Origin of the sequence: Streptomyces sp. Tu 3180, assembly GCF_009852415.1 — a bacterium.
Classification (GTDB): Bacteria; Actinomycetota; Actinomycetes; order Streptomycetales; family Streptomycetaceae; genus Streptomyces.
Genome location: NZ_WOXS01000002.1, coordinates 2,069,050 through 2,092,657, shown reverse-complemented (window position 1 = coordinate 2,092,657; position 23,608 = coordinate 2,069,050). Strand labels below are relative to the sequence as shown.

Below are 23,608 nucleotides of genomic sequence, written 5' to 3'. Positions count from 1 at the left end.
CCCGGTGGCGGGCGCCGCGCACCGGCCGCGGAACCGGCCGCGGGCCTTGGCGGCTCACAGTTTGCCGCCCCGCCCGCCGTCGCGCCGCGGCGGCGCGATGAGCGTCGAGAGGTAGGGCAGGGGAGCCCCGTCCAGCTCGGCGGCCGGCCGGACCGACTCCTCCGGCAGCCCGAGCGCCGACCCCCACACCGCGTCGTCGAGCCGCCCGGTCTCCCGCAGCGCCTCGGCGACCTCGGCCGCCCGCCGCCCGAACTTGTAGGCGACGACGGTCCCGGGCCCGGCCAGCGCGTCCTTGAGCACGCCCGCCCCGGCGGTCACCGGCACCAGCGTCAGCGGCTCGGTCCCCTCCGTCAGCACGGCCCCGGAACGCGCCGCGAGGTCCTGCATGGCGGTGATCCCCGGCACGGTCTCCACGACCGTCCCCGGCACCGCCCGGGCGACGGTCTGGGCGAGGTACGTGAACGTCGAGTACACGTTGGGGTCCCCGATGGTCGCGAAGGCGACGGTCCCGTGGTCCCGCAGCAGCGCGGCGACCCGCTCCCCGGCCGCGTCCCAGGCGGCCTCGCGCCGCGCCCGGTCGGTGCGCTCGTTCAGCGCGAACACCACCCGCAGGACCTTCCGCGCGGGCACGTAGTGCAGCACGGTCGCCTCGGCCCGTCCCCGCTCCCCGGTGTCCATGACCGGCACGACGACGACCTCGGCCGCGCGCAGGGCGTTCACGCCCTTCACGGTCACCAGTTCCGGGTCGCCCGGCCCGACACCGACCCCGATCAGCCTGCTGCTCATGACGTCCGGCACCTCTCCACGAACCGACGGGCGACACCGGGCTCGGACGCCCAGTGCGTGTGCAGATAGCTCGCGTGCACACCGCGCTGTACAAAACCCTCGACGCGCCGCTCGGGCGCCCGCACCCCCCACGCGGGCGCGGCCCCGGCGCCCGGCTCCACGACGGTCCGGTGGAACTCGTGCCCGCGCATCCGCGTCCCGGCGGCGGCCAGCGCGCTGTCGGTCACGGCCACCGCGTCCCGGTAGCCGAGGGCGAGCCGCTCGGTCATCCGCGCGGAGGCGTCCAGCACCCCGCACATCGGCAGGCCGTCCAGCTCCCGGCACAGGTACAGCAGCCCCGCGCACTCGGCGGCGACGGGCGCCCCGCTCTCCGCGAGGACGGCGACGGCCTTGCGGAGCGGCTCGTTGGCCGACAGCTCGGCGGCGTACACCTCGGGGAACCCGCCCCCGACGACCAGCCCGCGCGTCCCCTCGGGCAGCCGCTCGTCACGGAGCGGGTCGAAGGGGACGACCTCGGCCCCGGCGGCGGCGAGCAGCTCGGAGTGCTCGGCGTAGGAGAACGTGAACGCGGCCCCGCCGGCGAGGGCGACCACGGGCCCGTCCGGGAGCGCGGCCCCCGGGGACGGCGAGGACGGGGAGACCAGTGCCTCGGCCGCGTCCCACGCCGCGCACGGCAGCGCGCCCGCGCTCCGCGCCAGCGCGACGAGCGCTTCCAGATCGCATCCCGCCGCCACCTGCGCGCCCATCGCCGCGACGGCCTCCACGGCCTGGGCCCGCCGCTCGGCCACCGGCACCAGCCCCAGGTGCCGCGACGGCGTGTCGACCTGGGGAGCCCGGCGCAGCACCCCGAGCACCGGCACCCCCGCCGACTCCAGCGCCTCGCGCAGCAACGCCTCGTGCCGGTCCGAGGCGACCTTGTTCAGGATCACGCCCCCGACCCGCACCTGCGGGTCCCAGGAGGCGAACCCGTGCACCAGCGCCGCCACCGACCGCGACTGCGACGCCGCGTCGACGACCAGCACCACCGGCGCCCGCAGCAGCTTCGCCACCTGCGCGGTGGACGCCAGCTCGCCCTCCCCCGCGGCCCCGTCGTACAGCCCCATCACACCCTCGACCACGGCGACGTCGCACCCGCGCGCGCCGTGCGCGAACAGCGGACCGACCAGCTCCGGACCGCACAGGTACGCGTCGAGGTTGCGCCCCGCCCGCCCGGTGGCGAGCGCGTGGTACCCGGGGTCGATGTAGTCCGGGCCCACCTTGTGCGGGGACACGGCGAGCCCCCGCGCGGCGAGCGCGGCCATCAGCCCCGTGGCGACGGTGGTCTTGCCGCTGCCCGAGGAGGGCGCGGCGACGACCAGGCGGGGGACGGAGGTCACCACTCGATGCCCCTCTGCCCCTTCTGCCCGGCGTCCATGGGGTGCTTGACCTTGGACATGTCGGTCACGAGGTCCGCGAAGCCGACCAGCTTCTCCGGCGCGTTCCGCCCGGTGATCACCACGTGCTGGGTGCCGGGCCGGTCGCGCAGGACGTCGATCACCTCGTCGGTGTCGACCCAGCCCCAGTGCATCGGGTACGCGAACTCGTCGAGCACGTACAGCCGGTACGTCTCGGCGGCCAGGTCCCGCTTGACCTGCTCCCAGCCCTCCCGGGCCTTCTCCTCGTTGTCCATCTGCGCGTCGCGCTGCACCCAGGACCAGCCCTCGCCCATCTTGTGCCAGTCGACGGTCCCGCCCTCGCCGGAGGCGCCGAGCACCCGCAGCGCGTTCTCCTCGCCGACCTTCCACTTCGCCGACTTGACGAACTGGAACACCCCGATCGGCCACCCCTGGTTCCAGGCGCGCAGCGCGAGCCCGAACGCGGCCGTCGACTTGCCCTTGCCGACGCCGGTGTGCACGACGACCAGCGGCCGGTTGCGGCGCTGACGGGTCGTCAGACCGTCGTCGGGTACGACCGCCGGCTTCCCCTGCGGCATTACGCGGCCCTCCTGTTTCCCTGAACGTCCTTCACCAGACCGGCGATCGAGTCCGCCCGCAGCTCGTCGAGCGTCACCGCCGTACCGCCGAGATCGCCCGCCAGCCGGCCGGCGAGCCCCAGCCGCACCGGCCCCGCCTCGCAGTCCACGACCACGGACGCGACACCCCCGGCGGCGAACAGCCGCGCCGCGCGCCCGGCGAGCGCGACCGGCTCGGGGCCGCCCGTGGCGCGCCCGTCGGTGACCACGACGACCAGCGGCCGGCGCGCCGGGTCCCGCAGCCGCTCCACGCGCAGCACCTCGTGCGCCTTCAGCAGCCCGGCCGCGAGCGGCGTGCGCCCCCCGGTCGGCAGCGACTCCAGCCGGGCGGCGGCCGCGTCGACCGAGGAGGTCGGCGGCAGCGCCACGTCGGCGCCCGAGCCCCGGAAGGTCACCAGACCCACCTTGTCCCGCCGCTGGTAGGCGTCCAGCAGCAGCGACAGCACCGCGCCCTTCACGGCGCTCATCCGCTGCCGCGCCGCCATCGACCCCGAGGCGTCCACGACGAACAGCACGAGGTTGCCCTCGCGGCCCTCCCGCGTCGCCTGCCGCAGGTCGTCCCGGCGCACCACGAGCCCCGGCCCCGACCGGCCGCGCGCCCGCTGGTGCGGCGCCGCGGCCCGCACGGTGGCCGCCAGGTGCAGCTTGGTCAGCGCCCCCCGAGGGCGGCGCGCCCCGGTGGTACGCCCGTGCTCGGTGCGCGCCCGCGACCGGCGCCCGGCGGCGCCCTCACCGAGGCCGGGCACGCTCAGCACCTTGGTGCGGAACGGCTCGGCGGCGCGCACGGCGGACTGCTCGCCCGCCCCGGCCCCGGACGGCTGCGGCTCCCCGTCCTCACCGGCCTCCGGCCGCGCGCCGGTGTCCCCGCCCCCGGGCCCCTCCGACGGCGGCTGTCCGCCACCGCCGCCACCGCCCGGCCCGTCCGGGCCGGGGTCGTCGTCGCCCTCGTCCTCGCCGGAGAACCGCTCCAGCGTCTCGTCGAGCTTGTCCTCGTCCAGGCCCGGCGCGTCGAACGGGTTGCGCCGCCTGCGGTGCGGCAGCGCGAGCAGGGCCGCCTGCCGCACGTCCTCGGCGAGCACCTCGGTGCGGCCCGCCCACGCCGCCAGCGCGGTCGCGGTGCGCGCCATCACGATGTCGGCCCGCATGCCGTCCACCTCGAAGGCCGCGCAGGTCGCCGCGATCTGCCGCAGCGCCCCGTCGCCGAGGCGCACCTGCGGCAGCAGCTCCCGCGCCGCCGTGATCCGCGCCCGCACGGCGGCCTCCTCGTCGGCCCAGCGCGCGGCGAAGGCGGCCGGGTCGTCGTCGTGGGCCAGCCGCCTGCGCACGACCTCGACCCGCTGGTCCGGCTCCCGCGAGGCCGCGACCTCGACGGTCAGCCCGAACCGGTCGAGCAGCTGCGGGCGCAGCTCGCCCTCCTCGGGGTTCATGGTGCCGACCAGCAGGAAGCGGGCCGCGTGCCGCACGGAGACGCCCTCGCGCTCCACGTGGGAGGAGCCCATCGCGGCGGCGTCCAGCAGCAGGTCGACCAGGTGGTCGTGGAGCAGGTTGACCTCGTCGACGTAGAGGATCCCGCGGTGCGCGTCGGCGAGCAGACCCGGCTCGAACGCCTTGACGCCCTCGGCCAGTGCCCGCTCGATGTCCAGCGCGCCGACCAGCCGGTCCTCGGAGGCGCCGACGGGCAGCTCGACCATGCGGGCGGGCCGTGCCGTTCCGCCGCCGCTCTCGTGCGGGCCGTCCGGGCACCCGGGGTCCGGGGCCGAGGGGTCGCAGGAGAACCGGCAGCCGGGCACGACCGGCACCTCGGGCAGGAGCGCCGACAGCGCCCGCACCGCCGTGGACTTGGCGGTGCCCTTCTCACCGCGCACCAGCACACCGCCGACCGCCGGGGAGACGGCGTTCAGCAGCAGCGCCAGCCGCAGGTCGTCCTGACCGACGACCGCCGTGAACGGAAAGGGGGTGGTCACTTGTCCTCGCCCTCCAGATCGCCTTCGAGCTCCAGGTAGGTGGCGCGCAGCCGCTCCAGGGTGTCCGCGTCCGGCTCGGCCCACAGCCCGCGGTCGGCGGCCTCCAGCAGCCGCTCGGTGATGCCGCGCAGCGCCCACGGGTTGGACTTCTTCATGAAGTCCCGGTTCTCCGGGTCGAAGACGTACTCCGCGCTGAGCTTCTCGTACATCCAGTCGTCCACGACCCCGGCCGTGGCGTCGTACCCGAACAGGTAGTCCACGGTGGCCGCCATCTCGAAGGCGCCCTTGTAGCCGTGCCGGCGCATCGCCGCCATCCAGCGCGGGTTGACCACGCGGGCGCGGAACACCCGGTGGGTCTCCTCGCCGAGCGTCCGGGTCCTCACCTGGTCCGGCACGGCGGAGTCGCCCACGTACGCCTCGGGGTTCCCGCCCGTCAGGTGCCGCACCATCGCCACCATGCCGCCGTGGTACTGGAAGTAGTCGTCGGCGTCGACGAGGTCGTGCTCGCGCGTGTCGACGTTCTTCGCCGCCACCGCGATCCGCCGGAACGCCGTCTCCATGTCCCCGCGCGCGGCCCGCCCGTCGAGCCCGCGCCCGTAGGCGTAGCCGCCCCACACCGCGTACACCTCGGCGAGGTCGGCGTCGGAACGCCAGTTCCGCGCGTCGATCAGCGGCAGCAGACCGGCCCCGTACGCGCCCGGCTTGGAGCCGAAGATGCGCGCGGTGGCCCGGCGCCGGTCACCGTGCCCGGCGGTGTCCTCGTCGACGTGCGCCCGCACATAGTTGGCCTCGGCGGGCTCGTCCAGCTCGGCCACCGCCCGCACCGCGTCGTCGATCAACCCCACCACGTGCGGGAACGCGTCCCGGAAGAACCCGGAGATGCGGACCGTGACGTCGATGCGCGGCCGGCCCAGCTCCTCCGGCGGGACCACCTCGAAACCGGTCACCCGGCGCGAGGCGTCGTCCCACACCGGACGGCAGCCCAGCAGTGCCAGGATCTCGGCGATGTCGTCGCCCTGGGTGCGCATCGCGGACGTGCCCCACACCGTCAGGCCGACGGACCTCGGGTACTCGCCCGTGTCCTGCAGGTACCGCTGGACCAGCGAGTCGGCGAGCGACTGCCCGACCTCCCAGCTCAGCCGGGACGGGATCGCCTTGGGGTCGACGGAGTAGAAGTTCCGCCCGGTCGGCAGCACGTTGACCAGCCCGCGGGTGGGCGAGCCCGACGGGCCCGCCGGGACGTAACCGCCGTCCAGGGCCCGCAGGATGTTCCCGATCTCGTCGGTCGTCCGGGCCAGCCGGGGCACGACCTCGTCGCACGCGAACCGCAGCACGGCCACCGCCTCCGGGAGCTCCGTGCCCAGCACCTCCCGCACCAGAGTGCCGCTCTCGGCCGCCGCCCAGCCGCGCTCCTCCATGCCCTCCGCGAGCCGCCGGCACAACTGCTCCAGCAGGTCGATCGCGTCGGCACCGGTGCGTGCCGGGCCGTCCACCAGGTCCGTCAGCTCCACCGGCACCTTCACCGGCGCCCCCGGCTCGGCCAGCAGGTCCTTCTCCACCAGCCCGAAGTGCGCGGCCAGCGCGGCCCGCAGGCCCGGCAGCGCGTTCGCCTGCCCGCCCCACACCTGCGAGGCGCGCAGCACCGCCAGCACCAGGTTCACGCGCGGCTCGCCGACCGGGCCGCCGCCGAGGATGTGCAGACCGTCCCTGATCTGCACGTCCTTGATCTCGCACAGGTAGCCGTCGATGTGCATGACGAACTCGTCGAAGTCGTCGTCGTCCGGCTGGTCCTCGACGTGCAGGTCGTGGTGGAGCTCGGCGGCCTTCACCAGCGTCCAGATCTGCGCGCGCACCGCCGGTGCCTTCGCCGGGTCCAGGTCGGAGACCAGCGCGTACTCGTCGAGCAGCTGCTCCAGCTTCGCGAGGTCGCCGTAGGTGTCGGCGCGGGCCATCGGCGGCACCAGGTGGTCGACCACCGTCGCGTGCCCGCGCCGCTTGGCCTGGGTGCCCTCGCCGGGATCGTTGACGATGAACGGGTAGACCAGCGGCAGTTCGCCGAGCACCGCGTCCGGCGCGCAGCCGCCCGACAGTCCCAGCCCCTTGCCCGGCAGCCACTCCATCGTGCCGTGCTTGCCCATGTGCACGATCGCGTCGGCGCCGAAGCTGTTCTCCAGCCACCGGTAGGCCGCCATGTAGTGGTGGGACGGCGGCATGTCGGGGTCGTGGTAGATGGCGATCGGGTTCTCGCCGAAGCCGCGCGGCGGCTGGATCATGACGACGACGTTCCCGAACCGCAGCGACGCGAGCACGATGTCCTCGCCGTCGACGTACAGCGAGCCCGGCGGCTCGCCCCACGCCTCCAGCATGGCGTCCCGCAGCTCGGGGTCGAGCTGCTCGAACCACGCCCGGTAGTCCGCCAGCGGCACCCGCGCGGGCGCGGCGGCCAGCTGCTCCTCGGTCAGCCACTCGACGTCGTGCCCGCCGGCCTCGATGAGCCGGTGGATCAGCTCGTCCCCGTTGTCGGGGTAGCCGTCGACGCCGTATCCGGCGTCCCGCAGCGCGTCCAGCACCCGCACCGCCGACGCGGGCGTGTCCAGGCCCACCGCGTTGCCGACGCGCGAGTGCTTCGTCGGGTACGCGGTGAAGACCAGCGCGAGCCTCTTGTCCGCGTTCGGCTTGTGCCCCAGCCGCGCGTGCCGTACGGCGATGCCGGCCACCCGGGCGGCCCGCTCGGGGTCGGCGACGTACACCGGGACGTCGTCCGGGCCCTGCTCCTTGAAGGAGAACGGGACCGTGATCAGCCGCCCGTCGAACTCCGGGATGGCGACCTGCATCGCCGCGTCCATGGGGGACAGGGCGGCGTCGGACTCCTCCCAGGCGGCGCGCGACGACGTCAGGCAGAGCCCCTGCAGCACCGGCACGTCCAGGTCGGCCAGCGCCCCGATGTCCCAGGCCTCCTCGTCGCCGCCCGCCGACGCCTGCGAGGCGTGCGTGCCGCCGGCCGCCAGCACCGTGGCGACCAGGGCGTCGGCCTTCGCCAGCAGCGCGTAGAGCCCCGGGTCGGCGCCGCGCAGCGAACCGCAGTACACGGGGAGGGCGTTGGCGCCCCGGGCCTCGATCGCGTCGCACAGCGTGTCCACGAAGGCGGTGTTGCCGCTCAGTTCGTGGGCGCGGTAGAAGAGCACGCCGACGGTCGGGCGGCCCTGTTCCAGGGCGCGGTCGCCGTGGACGCCGTACTCCGGCATCCCGCGCGGCTGTTCGAACCCCTCGCCGGTCAGCAGCACCGTGTCCGACAGGAAGCGGGCCAGTTCGGTGAGGTTGTCCGGGCCGCCCTCGACGAGGTACCGCAGCGCCTCCGCCACCACACCGGCCGGCACCGTCGACTCGGCCATCAGCTCCGCGTCCGGCACGGCCTCCCCGCCGAGCAGCACCGTCGGGACCCCGGACGCCTTCAGCGCCGCGAGCCCCTCCTCCCAGGCGCGCCTGCCGCCCAGCAGCCGTACGACGGCGAGGTCCGCGCCGTCGAGCAGCGCGGGCAGCTCGGCCGCCACGTCCACGCGGGTCGGGTTGCCGATCCGGTAGGAGGCGCCGGAGGCACGGGCCGCCAGCAGGTCCGTGTCGGCGGTCGACAACAACAACACTGTGCTCATGCGGGCGCTCCCGGTGGAATGAAAGGCAGTCCTTGCGGCGCGCCGGACTCGATGAGCCGCCACAGCGCGTCCGTGTCCGCGTGCTGTTCGATCAGATCGCCGAGCCGGTCGAGCTGCTCCTCGCGCAGCGCGGCGAAGGAGGTGTCGGGGGCCGGCACGAAGCGGCGCCCCGCGGCGGCGGCCACCTCGCGCAGGAAGGCCCGCCGGAAACCGTCCGACTCCAGTGAGCCGTGCCAGTGCGTGCCCCAGGTCTGTCCGACCCGGCAGCCGTCCAGGAAGGGGTCCCCGCCCAGCACCTCGGCGACCCCGTGATGGATCTCGTACCCCTCGACGGGCTCCCCGAGGGCTTCGCCCGACGGACGCGTGAGGGTCTTCTCCCGCGCGAACCGCACCCGCACGGGCAGCACGCCGAGCCCGTCGACGCGGCCGAGGCGGCTCTCGACGTCGTCCTCGATGAGCTCGCCGAGGACCTGGAAGCCGCCGCAGATCCCGAGCACGGGCCGCCCCTCGGCCGCCCGCCGCCCCAGTGCGTCCGCGAGCCCGCGCTCCCGCAGCCACTGCAGCGCCCGCACGGTGCCGCGCGTCCCCGGCACGACCACGAGGTCGGCGTCGGCCAGTTCCTCGGGCCGGTCCACGAACCGCACCACGACACCCGGTTCGGCGGCCAGCGCGTCCACGTCCGTGAAGTTGGACATCAGCGGCACCGCGCACACCGCGACCCGCAGCACGTCCTCGCCGACCGGCGCGGCCACCACCGACTCCCGCACGGCACCGCGCAGAGAGACGCGCAGCCCGTCCTCCTCGTCGATGCCGAGCCCGTGCCGGAAGGGCAGCACGCCGTACGTCCGCCGCCCGGTCAGACCGCGCAGCATCTCCAGCCCCGGTTCCAGCAGCGACACGTCGCCCCGGAACTTGTTCACCAGGAACCCGGCGACCAGTTCCTGGTCCTCACGGGAGAGCAGGGCGACGGTGCCGAAGAAGGACGCGAAGACGCCGCCGCGGTCGATGTCGCCGACGACGAGGACGGGCAGCCCGGCGCCCCGGGCGATCCCCATGTTCACGATGTCCGTGCGCCGCAGGTTGATCTCGGCCGGGCTGCCGGCCCCCTCACAGATCACCGCGTCATACGTGCCCCGCAACTGCTCCAGACAGTCCAGCACCGTGCCCAGGAGCCGCTGCTGCCGCCCGCCGTGGTACCCGCGTGCGCTCAGCTCGCCGACCGGCCTGCCCAGCAGCACCACCTGGCTGCTCTGCTCCCCGCCCGGCTTGAGCAGCACCGGGTTCATCAGCGCGGTCGGCTCCACCCGGCAGGCCTGCGCCTGCATCGCCTGCGCCCGCCCGATCTCGGCGCCCTCCCGCGTCACGAACGAGTTCAGCGACATGTTCTGCGCCTTGAACGGCGCGACCTTGACGCCCTGGCGCACCAGCCACCGGCAGATCCCGGCGGTCACCACGCTCTTGCCGGCGTCCGAGGTGGTCCCGGCGACCAGCAGACCCCCACCGCTCACGCTGCACGTCCCTTCGTACGCCTCTTCGCACGCCCCGTCACGACGAGCCGCGCCGCGGCGCCGGCCCCGAGCGCGAGCCAGCCGACCCGCCGCGAGAGCCGCACCGCCCGGTCGATGTCGGACACGGCCACGGCACGGCCGCCGCCGTTGAGGACGGGCCGGTGCTCGACCCGCCCGCCGTAGGAGAGCGTCCCGCCGAGGCGCACGCCGAGCGCGCCCGCGAACGACGCCTCCACGGGCCCGGCGTTGGGGCTCGGATGGCCGGCGGCATCGGCGCGCCACGCCCGGACGGCGCCCCGCGGATCCGGTCCGGCGAGCGCGGCGAGCACGGCGGTCAGCCGCGCCCCCGGCCACCCGGCGACGTCGTCGAGCCGGGCGGAGGCCCAGCCGTAGCGGCGGTAGCGGGGGGACTTGTGGCCGACCATCGCGTCCAGCGTGTTGACGGCGCGGAAACCGAGCAGGCCCGGCACCCCGGCGACGGCCCCCCACACCAGCGCGCCCACCACGGCGTCGGAGGTGTTCTCGGCGACGGACTCCACCACCGCGCGGGCGATCCCGTCGGCGTCCAGCGCCTGCGGGTCCCGGCCGCACAGGTGCGGCAGCCGCGCCCGCGCCGCCTCGACGTCCCCGGCCTCCAGCGCCCGCCCGATGGTGCGGGCCTCACGGGCCAGCGAGGTCCCGCCGACGACGGCCCAGGTGGCGACGCCGGTCAGGACGACGGAGGCGGCGGGGGAGGAGCGCACGCAGCGGGCGGCCAGGGTTCCCAGCGCGACCGTCCCGCCGACGCACACGGCGGTGTGCACCGCGCCCCGGCCCCGGTCGTCCCGCCACAGCACCCGTTCCACGGCGGCCGCGGCCCGCCCGAAAGCGGCGACCGGATGCCCACGGCGGGGATCGCCGAGCAGCAGGTCGCCGAGGAGGCCGGCGGCGGCGCCGTACGCGAACACGCGATCGGCACCCATGGGTTCAGCCGGCCGAGGATCCGGAGGACGCGGCCCCGGAGCGGGGCGGGGCGTCGCTGATCGACCTCAACAGGCAGCCGCGCATGGCGATATGTCCTCACTCAGGGTGTCCGCGCCCTGGCTCGACGAGACCGGCGGTGAGAGTTCCTGGCTCCCGGGGTGGTTCACCCCGGTGACAGTGGCGGGACCGCGCCGGACTCGCACCGGCTTCCTCTCCTGCCGCCGTATTGGCTGAGGCAGTCCACCACGGGCGCGGAAGGGCCGTCAACTTGCCGTTGACCTGCGAGGCTGAAGTGTGCTGAGGCCCACAGAGGGGCGCCGGTGGGGGAACGGCGGGCGGGCCCGGGAAGGCCGGCGGTCCCGGGGAACGGGGGCGGGCCCGGGGAACGCGAACGGGCGGTGCGGGGCCGAGGCTCCCGCACCGCCCGCCGGACGGAGACGGCCCGTGGTCAGGCCATGATCAGGTAGATCCCGTACCCCACCGCCGCCGTGCACGCCGCGAAGCAGGCGTAGGCGCCGGTGACCGCCAGGGCCGCGGACTGGCCCTGGGCGGCGGCCCGCTCGCGGCGGGACAGGCCGGTGATGCCGAGGGTGAACAGGCCCACCAGGGCCACGGTGACCACGAGGCTGACGCCGAAGACGGAACCGAGGGCCGCCCAGTCGATCTTCATGGTGCTCTTCTTCCTTCGTGCCGGGTCGCGGTCAGACGGTCGTCTTGGCCGGCGGGTCGACGGCCGAGAGGTCCTCGGCCAGGGTGCCGGCCGGGGGCGGGGTCACGGCGGCCATCGCCTGGGTCACCACGCCGGACGGCTCCTCGCCGGGCACGTCGTGGTCGTTGACGTTGGTGTGGTCGACGACCTCGCGCCGGGAGATCTTCCAGATCGCCGCGCTGGAGGCGACCAGGAAGACGGCCACGAGGGCGGTGCCCCAGTCACCGAAGCCGCAGACCCACTCGGCGAGCGCCGCGACGAAGGCCGCCGCCGGCAGCGTCAGGCCCCAGGCCACGAACATCCGGGTGGCCGTCGACCAGCGGACGACACCGCCCTTGCGGCCCAGGCCCGCGCCCATCACCGAACCGGAGACGGAGTGCGTGGTGGACAGCGAGAAGCCGAGGTGGGAGGAGGCCAGGATGACCGTCGCGGCGCTGGTCTGGGCGGCGAAGCCCTGCTGCGGCTGGAGGTCGGTCAGGCCCTTGCCCATGGTGCGGATGATGCGCCAGCCGCCGAGGTAGGTGCCGAGCGCGATGGCGACGCCCGCGGAGAGGATGACCCACAGGGGAGGGTCGGAGTCCGGGGCGAGGGTGCCGCCGGCGACCAGAGCGAGGGTGATGATGCCCATCGTCTTCTGGGCGTCGTTGGTGCCGTGGGCCAGGGAGACCAGGCCGGCGGAGGCGATCTGCCCGGCGCGGTAGCCCTTCGCGGAGGCGTTGGCCTCGGCCTTCCGGCCCAGGCGGTAGGTCAGCCGGGTCGCGAGCATCGCGGCGATGCCGGCCACCAGCGGGGCGGCGATCGCGGGGATCAGCACCTTGGTGACCAGGACGTCGCCGTGCACCGCGCCGAGACCGGCGGAGGCGACGGTGGCGCCGATCAGGCCGCCCATGAGGGCGTGCGAGGAGCTGGACGGCAGGCCGACCAGCCAGGTGAGGAGGTTCCAGAGGATCGCGCCGACCAGGGCGGCGAAGATGACCTCGGGGCGGATGCCGGTCTCGTCGACGAGACCCTTGGAGATCGTGTTGGCGACCTCCACCGACAGAAAAGCGCCGACAAGGTTCAGCACGGCGGACATGGCCACCGCGACCTTGGGCCTCAGCGCACCGGTCGAAATGGTCGTCGCCATCGCGTTCGCGGTGTCGTGGAAACCGTTCGTGAAATCGAACGCGAGTGCGGTCACCACCACAATCGCGAGGATCAGCGAGAAGCTTTCCATTTACCCAGGCATTCGTTCGAGGTCATTGGCTGGTCGAACGTAAGTAACCAGGGTGAACGGAAGATGAACTGGGATGGGCATCGTGGTGACCGTAAGAGGGTTCGGTCGCTCCGCCGCATGGCGGAGCCGGCGGCCCGGTGCGCGACCGGCCCCGCACCGGGCGGCTGTTCACCCCCGGCGAACGCCCTCGGCCGGTCGGGGGAGCCGCTGGAGAGATCCTGGTCACGCGGAAGCGTTCCCCCGTCGGCGCGCGGCCGGGAGGTCCGGGACGGCCGGCCGGCGGCGCCTCCGTGTCCCACGCGTCGTAGCGGGCGATCCGCGGGGCGTGATGCCGCGCGAAGGCGCGGCTGCCGCCGGTGCGGGTGTTCCGCACGATCTCCGGCCGGGAGCGGACGAAGGGTGACGTGTGCCGGTGTGCACCGTTACGAAGGGTCGGATTCCGGCCTGCGGTGCCCCGGCCGCGCGGCACACCGGCGGGCCGGCTGACAGGATCGCGGCATGGCTGAGCGACGGCGGGACGGACGGGAAGCGGGGGGCGCCGGGGGACGTGCCCGGGACGCGGGGGAGGTGCGGGGACGCCGTGTGCGCGACGAGGAGGCGCGGGCCTGGGCGGAACTCGTCGGGACCGCGCGCCGGACCGTCTCCGACGGACTCGTCGTCGGCACCTCCGGCAACGTCTCGGTCCGGGTCGGCGAGACCGTCTTGGTCACGCCGTCGGGAGTGCCGTACGACCGGCTGACGCCGGACGACGTGACCGGCGTCGACCTCGCCGGCCGGCAGGTCCTCGGCTCACTGGTCCCGACCAGTGAGCTGCCCCTGCACCTCGCCGTCTACCGGACCACCGGCGCGCGCGCCGTCGTGCACACGCACGCCGTGCACGCCACGGCCGTCTCCACGCTCGTCGACGAGCTGCCGCTGATCCACTACATGGCCGCGGCCCTGGGCGGCCCCGTCCGGGTCGCCCGCTATGCGACGTACGGCACGGACGAGCTGGCCGGGAACATGCTCCGCGCCCTCGACGGCCGCACCGGCTGCCTCCTGCAGAACCACGGCACCGTCACCCACGGCACCACCCTCGACCAGGCCTACGACCGCACGGCCCAGCTGGAGTGGATGTGCCGCGTCTGGCTCACCGCCTCGTCGGTCCCGGGCCTGTCCCCGAACCTGCTCTCGCCGGAACAGGTGGCGGAGGTGGGGGAGCGCCTGCGGGGGTACGGGCAACGGGGGTGAGCCGGCGCGGGGCGCGCCCCCGGGCGCCCCGCGTCACCCGCGTCCGTGCCGCCCACTGGCCGCTCCCGGCTTCCGCCGGGACACTGGTCTCGTGCGCACTGCCAGAGCGACGGCCGCCGCCGTCACCGCCGTGATAGGGGCCGGCGCCGCCGCCGTGGCCGCCGGCCGGCTCGCCAGCGACGCCGCCCTCAAGGTGCCGCCGGGCGGTCCCCTGCCCACCGAACCCCGGCTCACCGTCCACGGCACCGCCGCGGGCCAGGTCAGCCTCACCCGGGACCTCGCCGCGCTGCGGCCCGGCCGCTACGGTCTCGCCGGTGAGGACTGCCACGCGGTCGTCGGGCCCGTGCTGGCCGGCACCTCCGAATCCGCCGACTCCGTGGTGCGCCGCCTGGAACGCGTCACGCGCGGCACCCTGGAGCCCGGCGACCGCGTGTGGCTCACCCCGAACATCCACGTCGGCGACCCCGGCACCGCCCTCGGTCTGGACCACACCGACCTCGAGATCCCCGGCGACCTCGGCCCGCTTCCCGCGTGGTTCGTGCCGGGCGCCCGGGACACCTGGGTGCTGGCGGTGCACGGCCTCGGCACCACCCGGGAACACACCCTGAACGTGATGGAGTTCCTGCACCGCCACCGCTTCCCGGTGCTCGCCCTCGCCTACCGGGGCGACCCGGACGCCCCGCGTCCCCCGGACGGCCTCAACCACCTCGGCGAGGCCGAGTGGCACGACCTCGACGTGGCGCTGCACCACGCGGTGGCCGCCGGAGCCCGGCAGGTGGTCCTGTACGGCTGGTCCACCGGCGCGACCATGGCGCTGCGCGCCGCCGCGCGCTCCATGGTGCGCGAACGCGTCGCCGGACTGATCCTGGACTCCCCGGTGCTCAGCTGGGACGCGACGCTGCGCGCCCTCGCCGCGGCCCACCGCACCCCCGGCGCGCTGCTGCCGCTCGCGGTCCGCGCCGCGCAGGGGCGCACGGGCCTGTACGGCGACCGCGGTCCCGGCGCCGTCCACCTGGGCCGGATCAGCGTTCCCACCCGGATCTTCCACGGCCCCGACGACACGGTGGCCCCCTGGCGCTTCTCCCGCCGCCTCGCCGCCGCCCACCCCAACACCGTCACGCTGCACACGGTCAGGGGCGCTTCCCACGCGGCGATGTGGAACGCCGACCCGCACACCTACGAGGAGGGCCTGCGGCGCTTCCTCACCCCCCTCATGTGATCGTTGCCCGCGGCCGGCCGGGCGCCGGTCCCGAGGATTCCGTTTAGCGCCGTACCACTGGCCTGTTTCCCTCCCTCCGGTCCCCGGCGGACCCGGTGCGTTGGCCATCCCGCTCGCCCACCGTGACATTCCGTTTGGGTTTTCGGACCGTCAACCGCGAGACTGCACCCGTGACGTCCCGTATCCCGCGCGACTCCAGGCTCCGACTCGTCCGCCCGCGACCCCTGGCCGCCGCCCCCAGAGCGATGAACCAGCGGCGCCCGCGCCGCCCCGCGCCGCGCCCCCCGGAGGGCACCCCGGCACCGGCGGAACTGGCCAGAATGGCGCGCTCCGGTCTGGCCGGCGCGGCCCGCGTCGCCCGCTGGGCCGACGCCGCGCTCGGCCCCGGCCGGGGCGCCACCGCCGACGGCAAGGCCACCCTCTCCGACGCGACGGCGGAACGGGCGGCCCGCGACCTGGGCCTGACCCCGGCTCAGGTCCGCGCCGACTGGGACACCGCCCGCCTGGCCGGCCTCATCGAGGTGCACGGCGACACCGCCCGCCCCGGCTGGCGGCTGCGCGCCTGGGACCGCGACGACAGCGCCGTGCTGCGCGGCTGGGTCGCCCTCTTCGACGCCTGGTCGCTGGCCCACCCGGAGCCCGAGGAGTACGAGCCCGCCGCCGTCGCCGAGGTCGTCTCGGCCATGCCCCAGGTGCTCTCCTTCCTCCAGCTGTCCGCCGGCCCGGTGCCCGTGCCGCAGCTCCTCGACCTCCTGCAGCAACGGGTCACCGAACTGCGCACGGAGCGCTGCGAGATCGACTACGTCCCGCAGTCCCGGGCCCACCGCCCCGCGCCCGCCGAGCCGGTCGTCGCCGACGCCCCGCTCGAGCCGCTGCTCGACTGGGCCCTGCACGCCCTCGCCTCCGTCGGCGCCCTCACCTGCGGCGACGGGCAGGCCACGCTCACCCCGCTCGGCAGCTGGGCGGTGTGGGTCAAGCTGGAGCAGATCTGCGTCGCCGCGCAGAGCCCCGCCGGGAACATCGAGCAGGGCGCCGAGGACATGCTCCGCGGCTGCGCCCGGCTGCGGCCCAACGCGGCCCGCGCCGAGTACCGCGCCTGGCTCGCCGCCCGCCCGGTCGGCAGCGCCGTCACCGAGCTGATCGGCGCCGCCCGGGGCGAGGACGCCCTGCTGCGCGGCCTCGCCTTCGAGGCCCTGCGCGTGGTCGGCGCCCCCGCCGAGCCCGAGGTCCGCGCCGTGCTCGACGAGCCGACACTGCGGCCCTACGCCCTGCTGTGGCTCGCCGAGCACGACGGCGCCGACCCCGAGGACGCCCACGAGGTCCTCACCCGCGAGGAGGCGACCTGGCTGTGGGTGGACACCGCGGCCGCCGTCGCCGACCACGGTGAGGGTCCCCTGCTGGTCCGGCACCTGGAGTCCGCGGTGCAGCCGACCGTTCCCGCACTGCTCAACGAGGTGCGCGCCGTCGGCCACCCGCGCACCGTGCAGGTCCTGGTCGCGCTCGCCGCCGCGCACCCCGATCCCGCCCTGGCCAAGGCCGTCCGCCGGGCCGCCTTCCAGGTGCACACCGGGGGCTGACACCGCCGGCCCGCAGGCCCCCGCGCCCCGGTCCCGGCCCTGGGGCGCGTGCCGGAGCTCCGGACGCCGCCCCCGAGGCCCCGGGCCGCGCGGTCCCGCGAGCCGCGGTCCCGGTCCGTCACGGGCACCGGGATCCGCGCGCCCCGCCGCACCGCGCGCCGGTGGTGTGCGCCGGGCGCCCCGGGCCGTCCGCGCGGGGAGGAGGGACGGTGCGGGGCGGCGCGCGGCCGGACCCGCGCGCCGGAAAACCGGTTGCACGGCCCCGTTAGAATGGCTCGCATGGCCATTCTCCTCGCGCATTAGACGGCGGGAACGTCCTCAGCCGCCCATCCCGCCACCTCCCCAGGAGTCTGTCCGTGATCTCCGCCTCCGGCATCGAGCTGCGCGCCGGTGCCCGTGTCCTCATCGAGAGCGCCACCTTCCGCGTCGCCAAGGGCGACCGCATCGGCCTGGTCGGCCGCAACGGCGCGGGCAAGACCACCCTCACCAAGGTCCTGGCCGGCCAGGGCATCCCCGCCGGCGGCACCGTCACCCGCTCCGGCGAGGTCGGTTACCTCCCGCAGGACCCCCGCACCGGCGACCTCGACGTCCTCGCCCGCGACCGCATCCTCTCCGCGCGCGGCCTGGACGTGCTGCTCCGCAAGATGCGCGAGAACGAGCAGCGCATCGCGAACGGCCAGGGCGCCACCCGCGAGAAGGCGCTCAAGCAGTACGAGCGCCAGGAGACCGAGTTCCTCACCAAGGGCGGCTACTCCGCCGAGGCCGAGGCCGCCACCATCGCCGCCGCGCTGAACCTGCCCGACCGGGTGCTCGGCCAGCCGCTGCACACCCTCTCCGGCGGTCAGCGCCGCCGTGTCGAGCTGGCCCGGATCCTGTTCTCGGACGCGGACACCCTGCTGCTCGACGAGCCGACCAACCACCTCGACGCCGACTCGATCGTCTGGCTGCGCGACTACCTCAAGACCTACCGCGGCGGCTTCATCGTCATCTCCCACGACGTCGACCTGGTCGAGACGGTCGTGAACAAGGTGTTCTACCTGGACGCCAACCGCGCCACCATCGACATCTACAACATGGGCTGGAAGCTCTACCAGCAGCAGCGCGAGGCCGACGAGAAGCGCCGCAGGCGCGAGAGGCAGAACGCCGAGAAGAAGGCCGCCGCGCTCAACGCCCAGGCCGACAAGATGCGGGCCAAGGCCACCAAGACGGTCGCCGCGCAGAACATGGCCCGCCGCGCGGAGAAGCTGCTGGCCGGCCTCGAGGAGGTCCGCCAGTCCGACAAGGTCGCCAAGCTGCGCTTCCCCGAGCCCTCGCCCTGCGGCAAGACCCCGCTGATGGCCGAGGGCCTGTCGAAGTCGTACGGCTCCCTGGAGATCTTCACCGACGTCGACCTGGCCATCGACAAGGGCTCCCGGGTCGTCATCCTCGGCCTCAACGGCGCCGGCAAGACCACCCTGCTGCGGCTGCTGGCCGGCGTCGAACAGCCGGACACCGGCGCGGTCGTCCCCGGTCACGGCCTCAAGCTCGGCTACTACGCCCAGGAGCACGAGACCCTCGACCCCGACCGCACGGTCCTGGAGAACATGCGCTCCGCCGCGCCCGACATGGACCTCGTCGAGGTCCGCAAGGTGCTCGGCTCGTTCCTGTTCTCCGGCGACGACGTGGACAAGCCCGCCGGTGTCCTCTCCGGCGGTGAGAAGACCCGTCTGGCGCTCGCCACCCTCGTGGTCTCCTCGGCGAACGTGCTGCTGCTCGACGAGCCGACCAACAACCTCGACCCGGCCAGCCGCGAGGAGATCCTCGGCGCCCTGCGCACCTACAAGGGCGCGGTCGTGCTGGTGACGCACGACGAGGGCGCCGTCGAGGCGCTCCAGCCGGAGCGGATCATCCTCCTGCCGGACGGCGTCGAGGACCTCTGGGGATCCGACTACGCGGACCTCGTCGCCCTCGCCTGAGCGGGCGGCGGGCCGTCCGGGGAGTCCGCGGGCGGTCAGCCCGGGTTGATCGAACAGGTGATCCACTGGGTATGGATCATTCGGCCCACCCGTGATCCATCATTCGTGTGAGATCTCCTCATACCGAGGTGTGTCCTACAACCAATTGCGGCCGTGTCCCCGCTGTGGCGGGGCGCGGCCGCCGCGCCTTTCTGACCTGGGGCTTCGCGAGGGAACCCGTTCGGCGGTACCGGCGGCACCGTATGGAATCTCGGATTCCGTATGTGGGGACGCGCTCCCGTCGTCACAACCTTGTCTCACGGACCTTGCCGAATGGGTGGCCATGAAGCCCGGGAGGGGTGATCATGAGGAGACCAGAGCGCACTTCCCATGAGGAGGCACGGGTGGCCGAGACTCTGAAGAAGGGCAGCCGGGTGACCGGCGCCGCGCGCGACAAGCTCGCGGCAGACCTGAAGAAGAAGTACGACGCCGGTGCGAGCATCCGGGCGTTGGCCGAGGAGACCGGCCGCTCGTATGGCTTCGTGCACCGCATGCTCAGTGAGTCGGGCGTCACGCTCCGAGGGCGTGGCGGGGCGACGCGGGGCAAGAAGGCCGCTTCGGCCTGACCCCGGGCGCCCCGGATCCCGAGGGTGGCCACCCGGTCGGCCGACTGACCGGCCGGGTGGTTACTGTGCAGTCACTTAGCTGTGCCGCAGGACGGGCCCGGCCCCGTCGTACGGCACGGAAGACGACCGCACCCATCGGAGGCGCCCCATGGCTTCGTCCGCCCAGGACCTCGGTCCGGTACTCGACAAGGACGGCGTACGGCTCACCGTCGACGACGCGATCGCCACGGTGACGCTGACCAACCCCGCCAAGCGCAACGCGCAGAGCCCCGCTCTGTGGCGGGCGCTGACCGAGGCGGGCCGGCTGCTGCCCGGTTCCGTCCGCGTCGTGGTGCTGCGCGGTGAGGGCAAGTCCTTCTCCGCCGGACTCGACCGGCAGGCGTTCACGCCCGAGGGCTTCGACGGCGAGCCGTCGTTCGTCGACCTCGCGCGCGGTGACGACGCCACGCTGGACGCGACCATCGCCGAGTACCAGGAGGCGTTCACCTGGTGGCGGCGCAGCGACATCGTGTCCGTCGCGGCGGTGCAGGGGCACGCCATCGGGGCCGGTTTCCAGCTGGCCCTCGCCTGTGACCTGCGCGTCGTCGCGGACGACGTGCAGTTCGCCATGCGCGAGACCAGCCTCGGGCTCGTCCCGGACCTGACCGGCACCCACCCGCTGGTCGGGCTCGTCGGCTACGCCCGCGCGCTGGAGATCTGCGCGACCGGGCGCTTCGTCACGGCCGAGGAGGCCGTGAGCACCGGCCTGGCCAACCTCGCCGTGCCCGCCGGCGAGCTGGACGGGGCGGTGCGGGACCTGGCCGCGGCGCTGCTGGCCGCGCCCCGGGACGCCGTGATCGAGACCAAGGCGCTGCTGCGCGGCGCGCAGGACCGCACCTACGAGGAGCAGCGGGTCGCCGAGCGCGCCGCGCAGGGCCGCCGCCTGCGGGACCTGGCCGGCCTCGGCGAGTAGCCCACCGGCCGTCGGCGGCGCCCGGGCACGACCGGTGCCGCCGGGGGCGCCGGGCGGTCAGTCGACCGCCGTGACCAGCACCGCCACCGTCGGGCGGTCCGGCAGCGCCTCCGACACCGCCGCGCGGACCGCCCGGGCCACGTCCAGCGCCCGGTGGTCCGCCCGGACCGCGAGGTCCACGCGCACGTGACGGCGGGGCAGCGCGGCCCCGCCCGGCCGCTCCGTCAGCTGCACCGGGCGGCCCGTCGCGCCCGTCAGCCGGGTCACCCCCGGCACGGCGAGCACCGCCGCCGCCACCCGGCCGGTCTCGGAGTCGCCGGGTTCGGCGGCCCGGGGTTCCGGCTCCGGCGGCGCGGCGGGCGGGGCCGGAGCCGGCTCCTCGTCCAGCAGTTCCGTCGCCCGCAGGTCCACCTCCGCGACCGACAGCCCGAGCCGTTCCGCCGCGGCGTCCGCCAGCGCCGCACGCAGGCGGGACGCCGTCGCCGGCAGCGGCTGCGCCGCCGTGGCCGCGAACTCCGCGGTCAACCGCAGCGCGCCCGGCGGCAGCGCGCCCGGCGGGGGCGGGACGGCCGGCTCGTCCGTCCGGTCCGGGTCGGCGAGCGCGATGCGCACCCCGTCCAGGCGCACGCCCGGTACACCGCGCGCCGCCGTGTGCCGGAGCGCCGCCTCGGCGGCTCGCTCCGTGATCCACGCGCCGTCGCGCGGACCGCCCAGGGGCAGGAACCTGCCCAGTCCCACCTGCTGCCGCACCGCGTGCGCCCACCCGTCCGCCGTCATTCCTCCAGCCTGCCGTACAACCGGCGCAATACCGCGGAACCGCGCATACCGTGGTCAAAGAGGACGATCGAAGGGACGTACGGCGATGACGGACATGACCGAGGGAGGCCCGACGAGGGCCGCGGAGATCGAGAACTTCCCGGAGACCAGCGTGCGCAAGGGTCAGCCGACCCGGCGCGGCGGCGGCGACCCGGCCACCCGTGGCCGCACCACCATCGCCGACGGGGTCGTGGAGAAGATCGCGGGACTGGCCGCGCGGGACGTGCTCGGTGTGCACGCCCTGGGCAGCGGGCTGTCGCGGACCTTCGGCGCCGTGCGCGACCGGGTGCCGGGCGGCTCCAAGTCGGTGACGCGCGGCGTGAAGGTCGAGGTCGGCGAGGTGCAGACCGCGCTCGACCTGGAGATCGTCGTCGACTACGGCGTCTCCATCTCCGACGTCGCCAGGGCCGTGCGGGAGAACGTCGTCGCGGCGGTCGAGCGGATGACCGGCCTGGAGGTGGTCGAGGTCAACATCGCGGTGAGCGACGTCAAGCTGCCCGAGGAGGAGGAAGAAGAGCCGGAGCCACGGCTCCAGTGAGGCACCGGAGTGCGGACGGCCCGCCTGGACGGCGGATCGCTGAGGAGCTGAGGAGCGCACCATGAGCATGGCCGTGGTCGGCATGATCGCCGGCATGGCGCTGGGCTTCGCCGGGTATTTCGGCGGATTCGGGGCTTTCCTGCTGGTGGCGGCCCTGGGTGCCGTCGGGTTCGTCGTCGGGCGGTTCCTCCAGGGGGACCTGGAGTTCGGCGACTTCTTCCGTCCCCGTGACGAGCGGCAGCGGTGACGGTGGTGAGCGCGGGCACCGGTGAACCCGGCGGGGGACCGGCCGTGGTACCGCCGGGGGAGCGCGGTGCCACCACGATCGCCGACCGGGTGGTGGCGAAGATCGCCTCCCAGGCGGCCCGCGAGGCGGTCGGAGCGCTCCCGCCGGGCGCCGCCCCGCCGCACGCCACGGTCGTCGTCCACCAGGACAGCGCCAGGGTCCGGGTGCACGCCGAACTCGACTACCCCGGCGACATCGGCGGCCGGTGCCGGCAGGTGCGCCGCCATGTGGCCGAGCGGGTGGGCGCCCTGGCGGGCATGCAGGTGCCGGAGGTCGTCGTCCAGGTGGAACGGCTGCACCTGACCGCCGAGTTCCGCACGGTACGAGGGAGGATCCGATGAGCGGACCCCGGGACACCGAGGAGCCCGCGGGCACGGTCCTGGAGCAGACCCCGCCGCCCGTGCCCGAGGGCGCCCGGGCCGCGGACGGCACAGCGGACCGGCCCCGGCGCTTCTGGTCGGCCCGCCGGGTGCCCGCGGGCCTGCTCGCGCTCCTGACGCTGCTGGTCGCGGGCGCGTTCCTGTACGACCTCGCGGCGGTGCGCGCCGGCCGGCCCGCGATGAGCTGGCGCCGGGAGCTGACCCGGAACCTGGCCGAACGGCCCCTGGACGACACCTGGGTGCTGGTCGGCGCCGGCGTCGCCGCCGCGCTCGGACTCTGGCTGCTCCTGCTCGCCCTGACCCCCGGACTGCGCTCCCTGCTCCCGATGGGCCGCACCCGTCCCGGCGTACGCGCCGCACTGCACCGGGCCGCCGCCGCGACGGTGCTGCGGGACCGGGCCATGGAGGTGGCCGGCGTGCAGTCGGTCCGGGTGCGGATGAGGCGCACCAAGGCCGACGTCCGCGCGGTGTCGCACTTCCGCGGACTGGACGAGGTGCGGGCCGACCTGGACAGGGTGCTCGGCGACGCGGTCCGGGGGCTGGGCCTGGCCCGGCCGCCCGCGCTGTCGGTGCACGTGCGACGGCCCGGCCGGAAGGGATGAGGGCGGTGCTCGGACGCGTCAACCGGGTGCTGCTCGCGATCGCGGGCCTGGTGCTGCTCGCCCTCGGCGGGTCGGTGCTGGCGATCGGGCTGGGAGCGCCGGCGCCCTCCTGGTGGCTGCACGACGGGCGGCACGACGTGCTGCTGGACGAGGCCGAGCGGACCCGGTGGCAGGACGACGGCTGGTGGTGGCCGGTCGTCCTCGCCGTCCTCGCCCTCCTGGTCCTGCTCTGTCTGTGGTGGCTGGTCGCGGTGGTGCGCCGGCGGCGCCCGGCCGAGGTGCTGGTCGACACCGGCGACGGCGAGGGCGCGGCGCTGCGCGGCCGGGCGCTGGAGCGCGCCGTCGCCGAGGAGGCGAGCCATCTCGACGGCGTCGCACAGGCCCGCGTCCTGCTCGCCGGCCGCCGCACCGCCCCGCGCGCCCGGGTCCGCCTCCTCCTGGAGCCCCACGCGGACCCCGGGACCGTCCTGCACGCCCTCGCCACCGGCGCCCTGGCCCACGCCCGCGACTCGACGGGCCTCGCGGGCCTGCCGGCGGAGGTGCGCCTGCACGGCGTCAGGCACCGGGCGGAGCGGGTCAGCTGAGGGCGGATCAGCCGGGCACGGGCCGGCCGGTCGCGCACCCCACGGCGTCCGAGGACC

At 75.1% G+C, this 23,608-nt stretch carries 21 protein-coding genes and 1 riboswitch; of the genes, 11 read left to right on the top strand and 10 right to left on the bottom strand.

Features of this window, described 5'->3' with window-relative positions; genetic code table 11:
* Positions 1-54: 54 nt before the first annotated feature.
* The 9 genes from cobI to GL259_RS10270 form a co-directional block, all read right to left on the bottom strand.
* A complete protein-coding gene (gene cobI, locus GL259_RS10310; protein ID WP_159531346.1) occupies positions 55-786 on the bottom strand; it encodes a precorrin-2 C(20)-methyltransferase in 732 nt (243 codons plus the stop codon).
* The gene (locus tag GL259_RS10305) at positions 783-2,165 is read right to left on the bottom strand and encodes a cobyrinate a,c-diamide synthase (protein WP_159531344.1); all 1,383 of its coding nucleotides are present in this window, start codon (positions 2,163-2,165) and stop codon (positions 783-785) included. Before GL259_RS10305 ends, cobI begins: the two co-directional genes overlap by 4 nt.
* Positions 2,159-2,758 carry a cob(I)yrinic acid a,c-diamide adenosyltransferase gene (cobO, locus tag GL259_RS10300; RefSeq protein WP_159531342.1) on the bottom strand — a complete coding sequence of 200 codons (600 nt, stop codon included), beginning with the start codon at positions 2,756-2,758 and terminating at the stop codon, positions 2,159-2,161. Before cobO ends, GL259_RS10305 begins: the two co-directional genes overlap by 7 nt.
* The gene (locus tag GL259_RS10295) at positions 2,758-4,761 is read right to left on the bottom strand and encodes a putative cobaltochelatase (protein WP_159531340.1); all 2,004 of its coding nucleotides are present in this window, start codon (positions 4,759-4,761) and stop codon (positions 2,758-2,760) included. Before GL259_RS10295 ends, cobO begins: the two co-directional genes overlap by 1 nt.
* Complete coding sequence (gene cobN / locus GL259_RS10290; protein ID WP_159531338.1) at positions 4,758-8,411, bottom strand: cobaltochelatase subunit CobN; 3,654 nt, start codon at positions 8,409-8,411, stop codon at positions 4,758-4,760. The genes GL259_RS10295 and cobN overlap by 4 nt, the downstream gene beginning before the upstream one ends.
* Positions 8,408-9,919, bottom strand: coding sequence for a cobyric acid synthase (locus GL259_RS10285; protein ID WP_159531336.1), 1,512 nt, complete (start codon positions 9,917-9,919; stop codon positions 8,408-8,410). Before GL259_RS10285 ends, cobN begins: the two co-directional genes overlap by 4 nt.
* Positions 9,916-10,881 carry a cobalamin biosynthesis protein gene (locus tag GL259_RS10280; protein ID WP_159531334.1) on the bottom strand — a complete coding sequence of 322 codons (966 nt, stop codon included), beginning with the start codon at positions 10,879-10,881 and terminating at the stop codon, positions 9,916-9,918. The genes GL259_RS10285 and GL259_RS10280 overlap by 4 nt, the downstream gene beginning before the upstream one ends.
* 141 nt (positions 10,882-11,022) lie before the next feature.
* A riboswitch (cobalamin riboswitch) is annotated at positions 11,023-11,096 on the bottom strand.
* Positions 11,097-11,330: 234 nt separating this feature from the next.
* Positions 11,331-11,552 carry a hypothetical protein gene (locus GL259_RS10275; RefSeq protein WP_159531332.1) on the bottom strand — a complete coding sequence of 74 codons (222 nt, stop codon included), beginning with the start codon at positions 11,550-11,552 and terminating at the stop codon, positions 11,331-11,333.
* Between the two features lie 31 nt (positions 11,553-11,583).
* Complete coding sequence (locus tag GL259_RS10270; RefSeq protein ID WP_159531330.1) at positions 11,584-12,807, bottom strand: inorganic phosphate transporter; 1,224 nt, start codon at positions 12,805-12,807, stop codon at positions 11,584-11,586.
* Between the two features lie 498 nt (positions 12,808-13,305).
* Here GL259_RS10270 and GL259_RS10265 point away from each other — a divergent pair, with 498 nt between their 5' ends.
* From GL259_RS10265 to GL259_RS10240, 6 genes are all read left to right on the top strand, one after another.
* Positions 13,306-14,037 (top strand): class II aldolase/adducin family protein, encoded by a 732-nt coding sequence (locus GL259_RS10265; RefSeq protein WP_159531328.1) that lies wholly within the window; start codon positions 13,306-13,308, stop codon positions 14,035-14,037.
* Between the two features lie 91 nt (positions 14,038-14,128).
* Positions 14,129-15,256, top strand: coding sequence for an alpha/beta fold hydrolase (locus GL259_RS10260; RefSeq protein ID WP_159531326.1), 1,128 nt, complete (start codon positions 14,129-14,131; stop codon positions 15,254-15,256).
* 170 nt (positions 15,257-15,426) lie between these two features.
* Entirely contained in the window at positions 15,427-16,833 is a 1,407-nt protein-coding gene (locus GL259_RS10255) for a hypothetical protein (protein WP_208026454.1), read from the top strand.
* 356 nt (positions 16,834-17,189) lie between these two features.
* Positions 17,190-18,788, top strand: a complete 1,599-nt coding sequence (locus GL259_RS10250) for an ABC-F family ATP-binding cassette domain-containing protein (protein WP_159531324.1) — start codon at positions 17,190-17,192, stop codon at positions 18,786-18,788.
* A gap of 383 nt (positions 18,789-19,171) precedes the next feature.
* Positions 19,172-19,393: a helix-turn-helix domain-containing protein gene (locus GL259_RS10245; RefSeq protein ID WP_018567695.1), complete on the top strand. Its 222-nt coding sequence runs from the start codon at positions 19,172-19,174 to the stop codon at positions 19,391-19,393.
* A 148-nt stretch (positions 19,394-19,541) separates the two neighbouring features.
* A complete protein-coding gene (locus GL259_RS10240; RefSeq protein ID WP_159531322.1) occupies positions 19,542-20,345 on the top strand; it encodes an enoyl-CoA hydratase/isomerase family protein in 804 nt (267 codons plus the stop codon).
* Positions 20,346-20,402: 57 nt separating this feature from the next.
* Here the strand turns inward: GL259_RS10240 and GL259_RS10235 are convergent, their stop codons facing one another.
* Positions 20,403-21,122 (bottom strand): nucleopolyhedrovirus P10 family protein, encoded by a 720-nt coding sequence (locus GL259_RS10235; RefSeq protein ID WP_159531320.1) that lies wholly within the window; start codon positions 21,120-21,122, stop codon positions 20,403-20,405.
* Positions 21,123-21,207: 85 nt separating this feature from the next.
* Between GL259_RS10235 and GL259_RS10230 the strand changes: the two genes are divergently transcribed.
* From GL259_RS10230 to amaP, 5 genes are all read left to right on the top strand, one after another.
* Complete coding sequence (locus tag GL259_RS10230) at positions 21,208-21,699, top strand: Asp23/Gls24 family envelope stress response protein (RefSeq protein ID WP_159531318.1); 492 nt, start codon at positions 21,208-21,210, stop codon at positions 21,697-21,699.
* Between the two features lie 61 nt (positions 21,700-21,760).
* Positions 21,761-21,946: a hypothetical protein gene (locus tag GL259_RS10225; protein ID WP_159531316.1), complete on the top strand. Its 186-nt coding sequence runs from the start codon at positions 21,761-21,763 to the stop codon at positions 21,944-21,946.
* Positions 21,943-22,326 carry a hypothetical protein gene (locus tag GL259_RS10220; protein WP_159531314.1) on the top strand — a complete coding sequence of 128 codons (384 nt, stop codon included), beginning with the start codon at positions 21,943-21,945 and terminating at the stop codon, positions 22,324-22,326. The genes GL259_RS10225 and GL259_RS10220 overlap by 4 nt, the downstream gene beginning before the upstream one ends.
* On the top strand, positions 22,323-22,967 hold the full coding sequence (locus tag GL259_RS10215) for a DUF6286 domain-containing protein (protein WP_159531312.1): 645 nt from the start codon (positions 22,323-22,325) through the stop codon (positions 22,965-22,967). The genes GL259_RS10220 and GL259_RS10215 overlap by 4 nt, the downstream gene beginning before the upstream one ends.
* Complete coding sequence (amaP, locus tag GL259_RS10210; RefSeq protein ID WP_159531310.1) at positions 22,964-23,551, top strand: alkaline shock response membrane anchor protein AmaP; 588 nt, start codon at positions 22,964-22,966, stop codon at positions 23,549-23,551. Before GL259_RS10215 ends, amaP begins: the two co-directional genes overlap by 4 nt.
* The last annotated feature ends 57 nt before the right edge of the window (positions 23,552-23,608 follow it).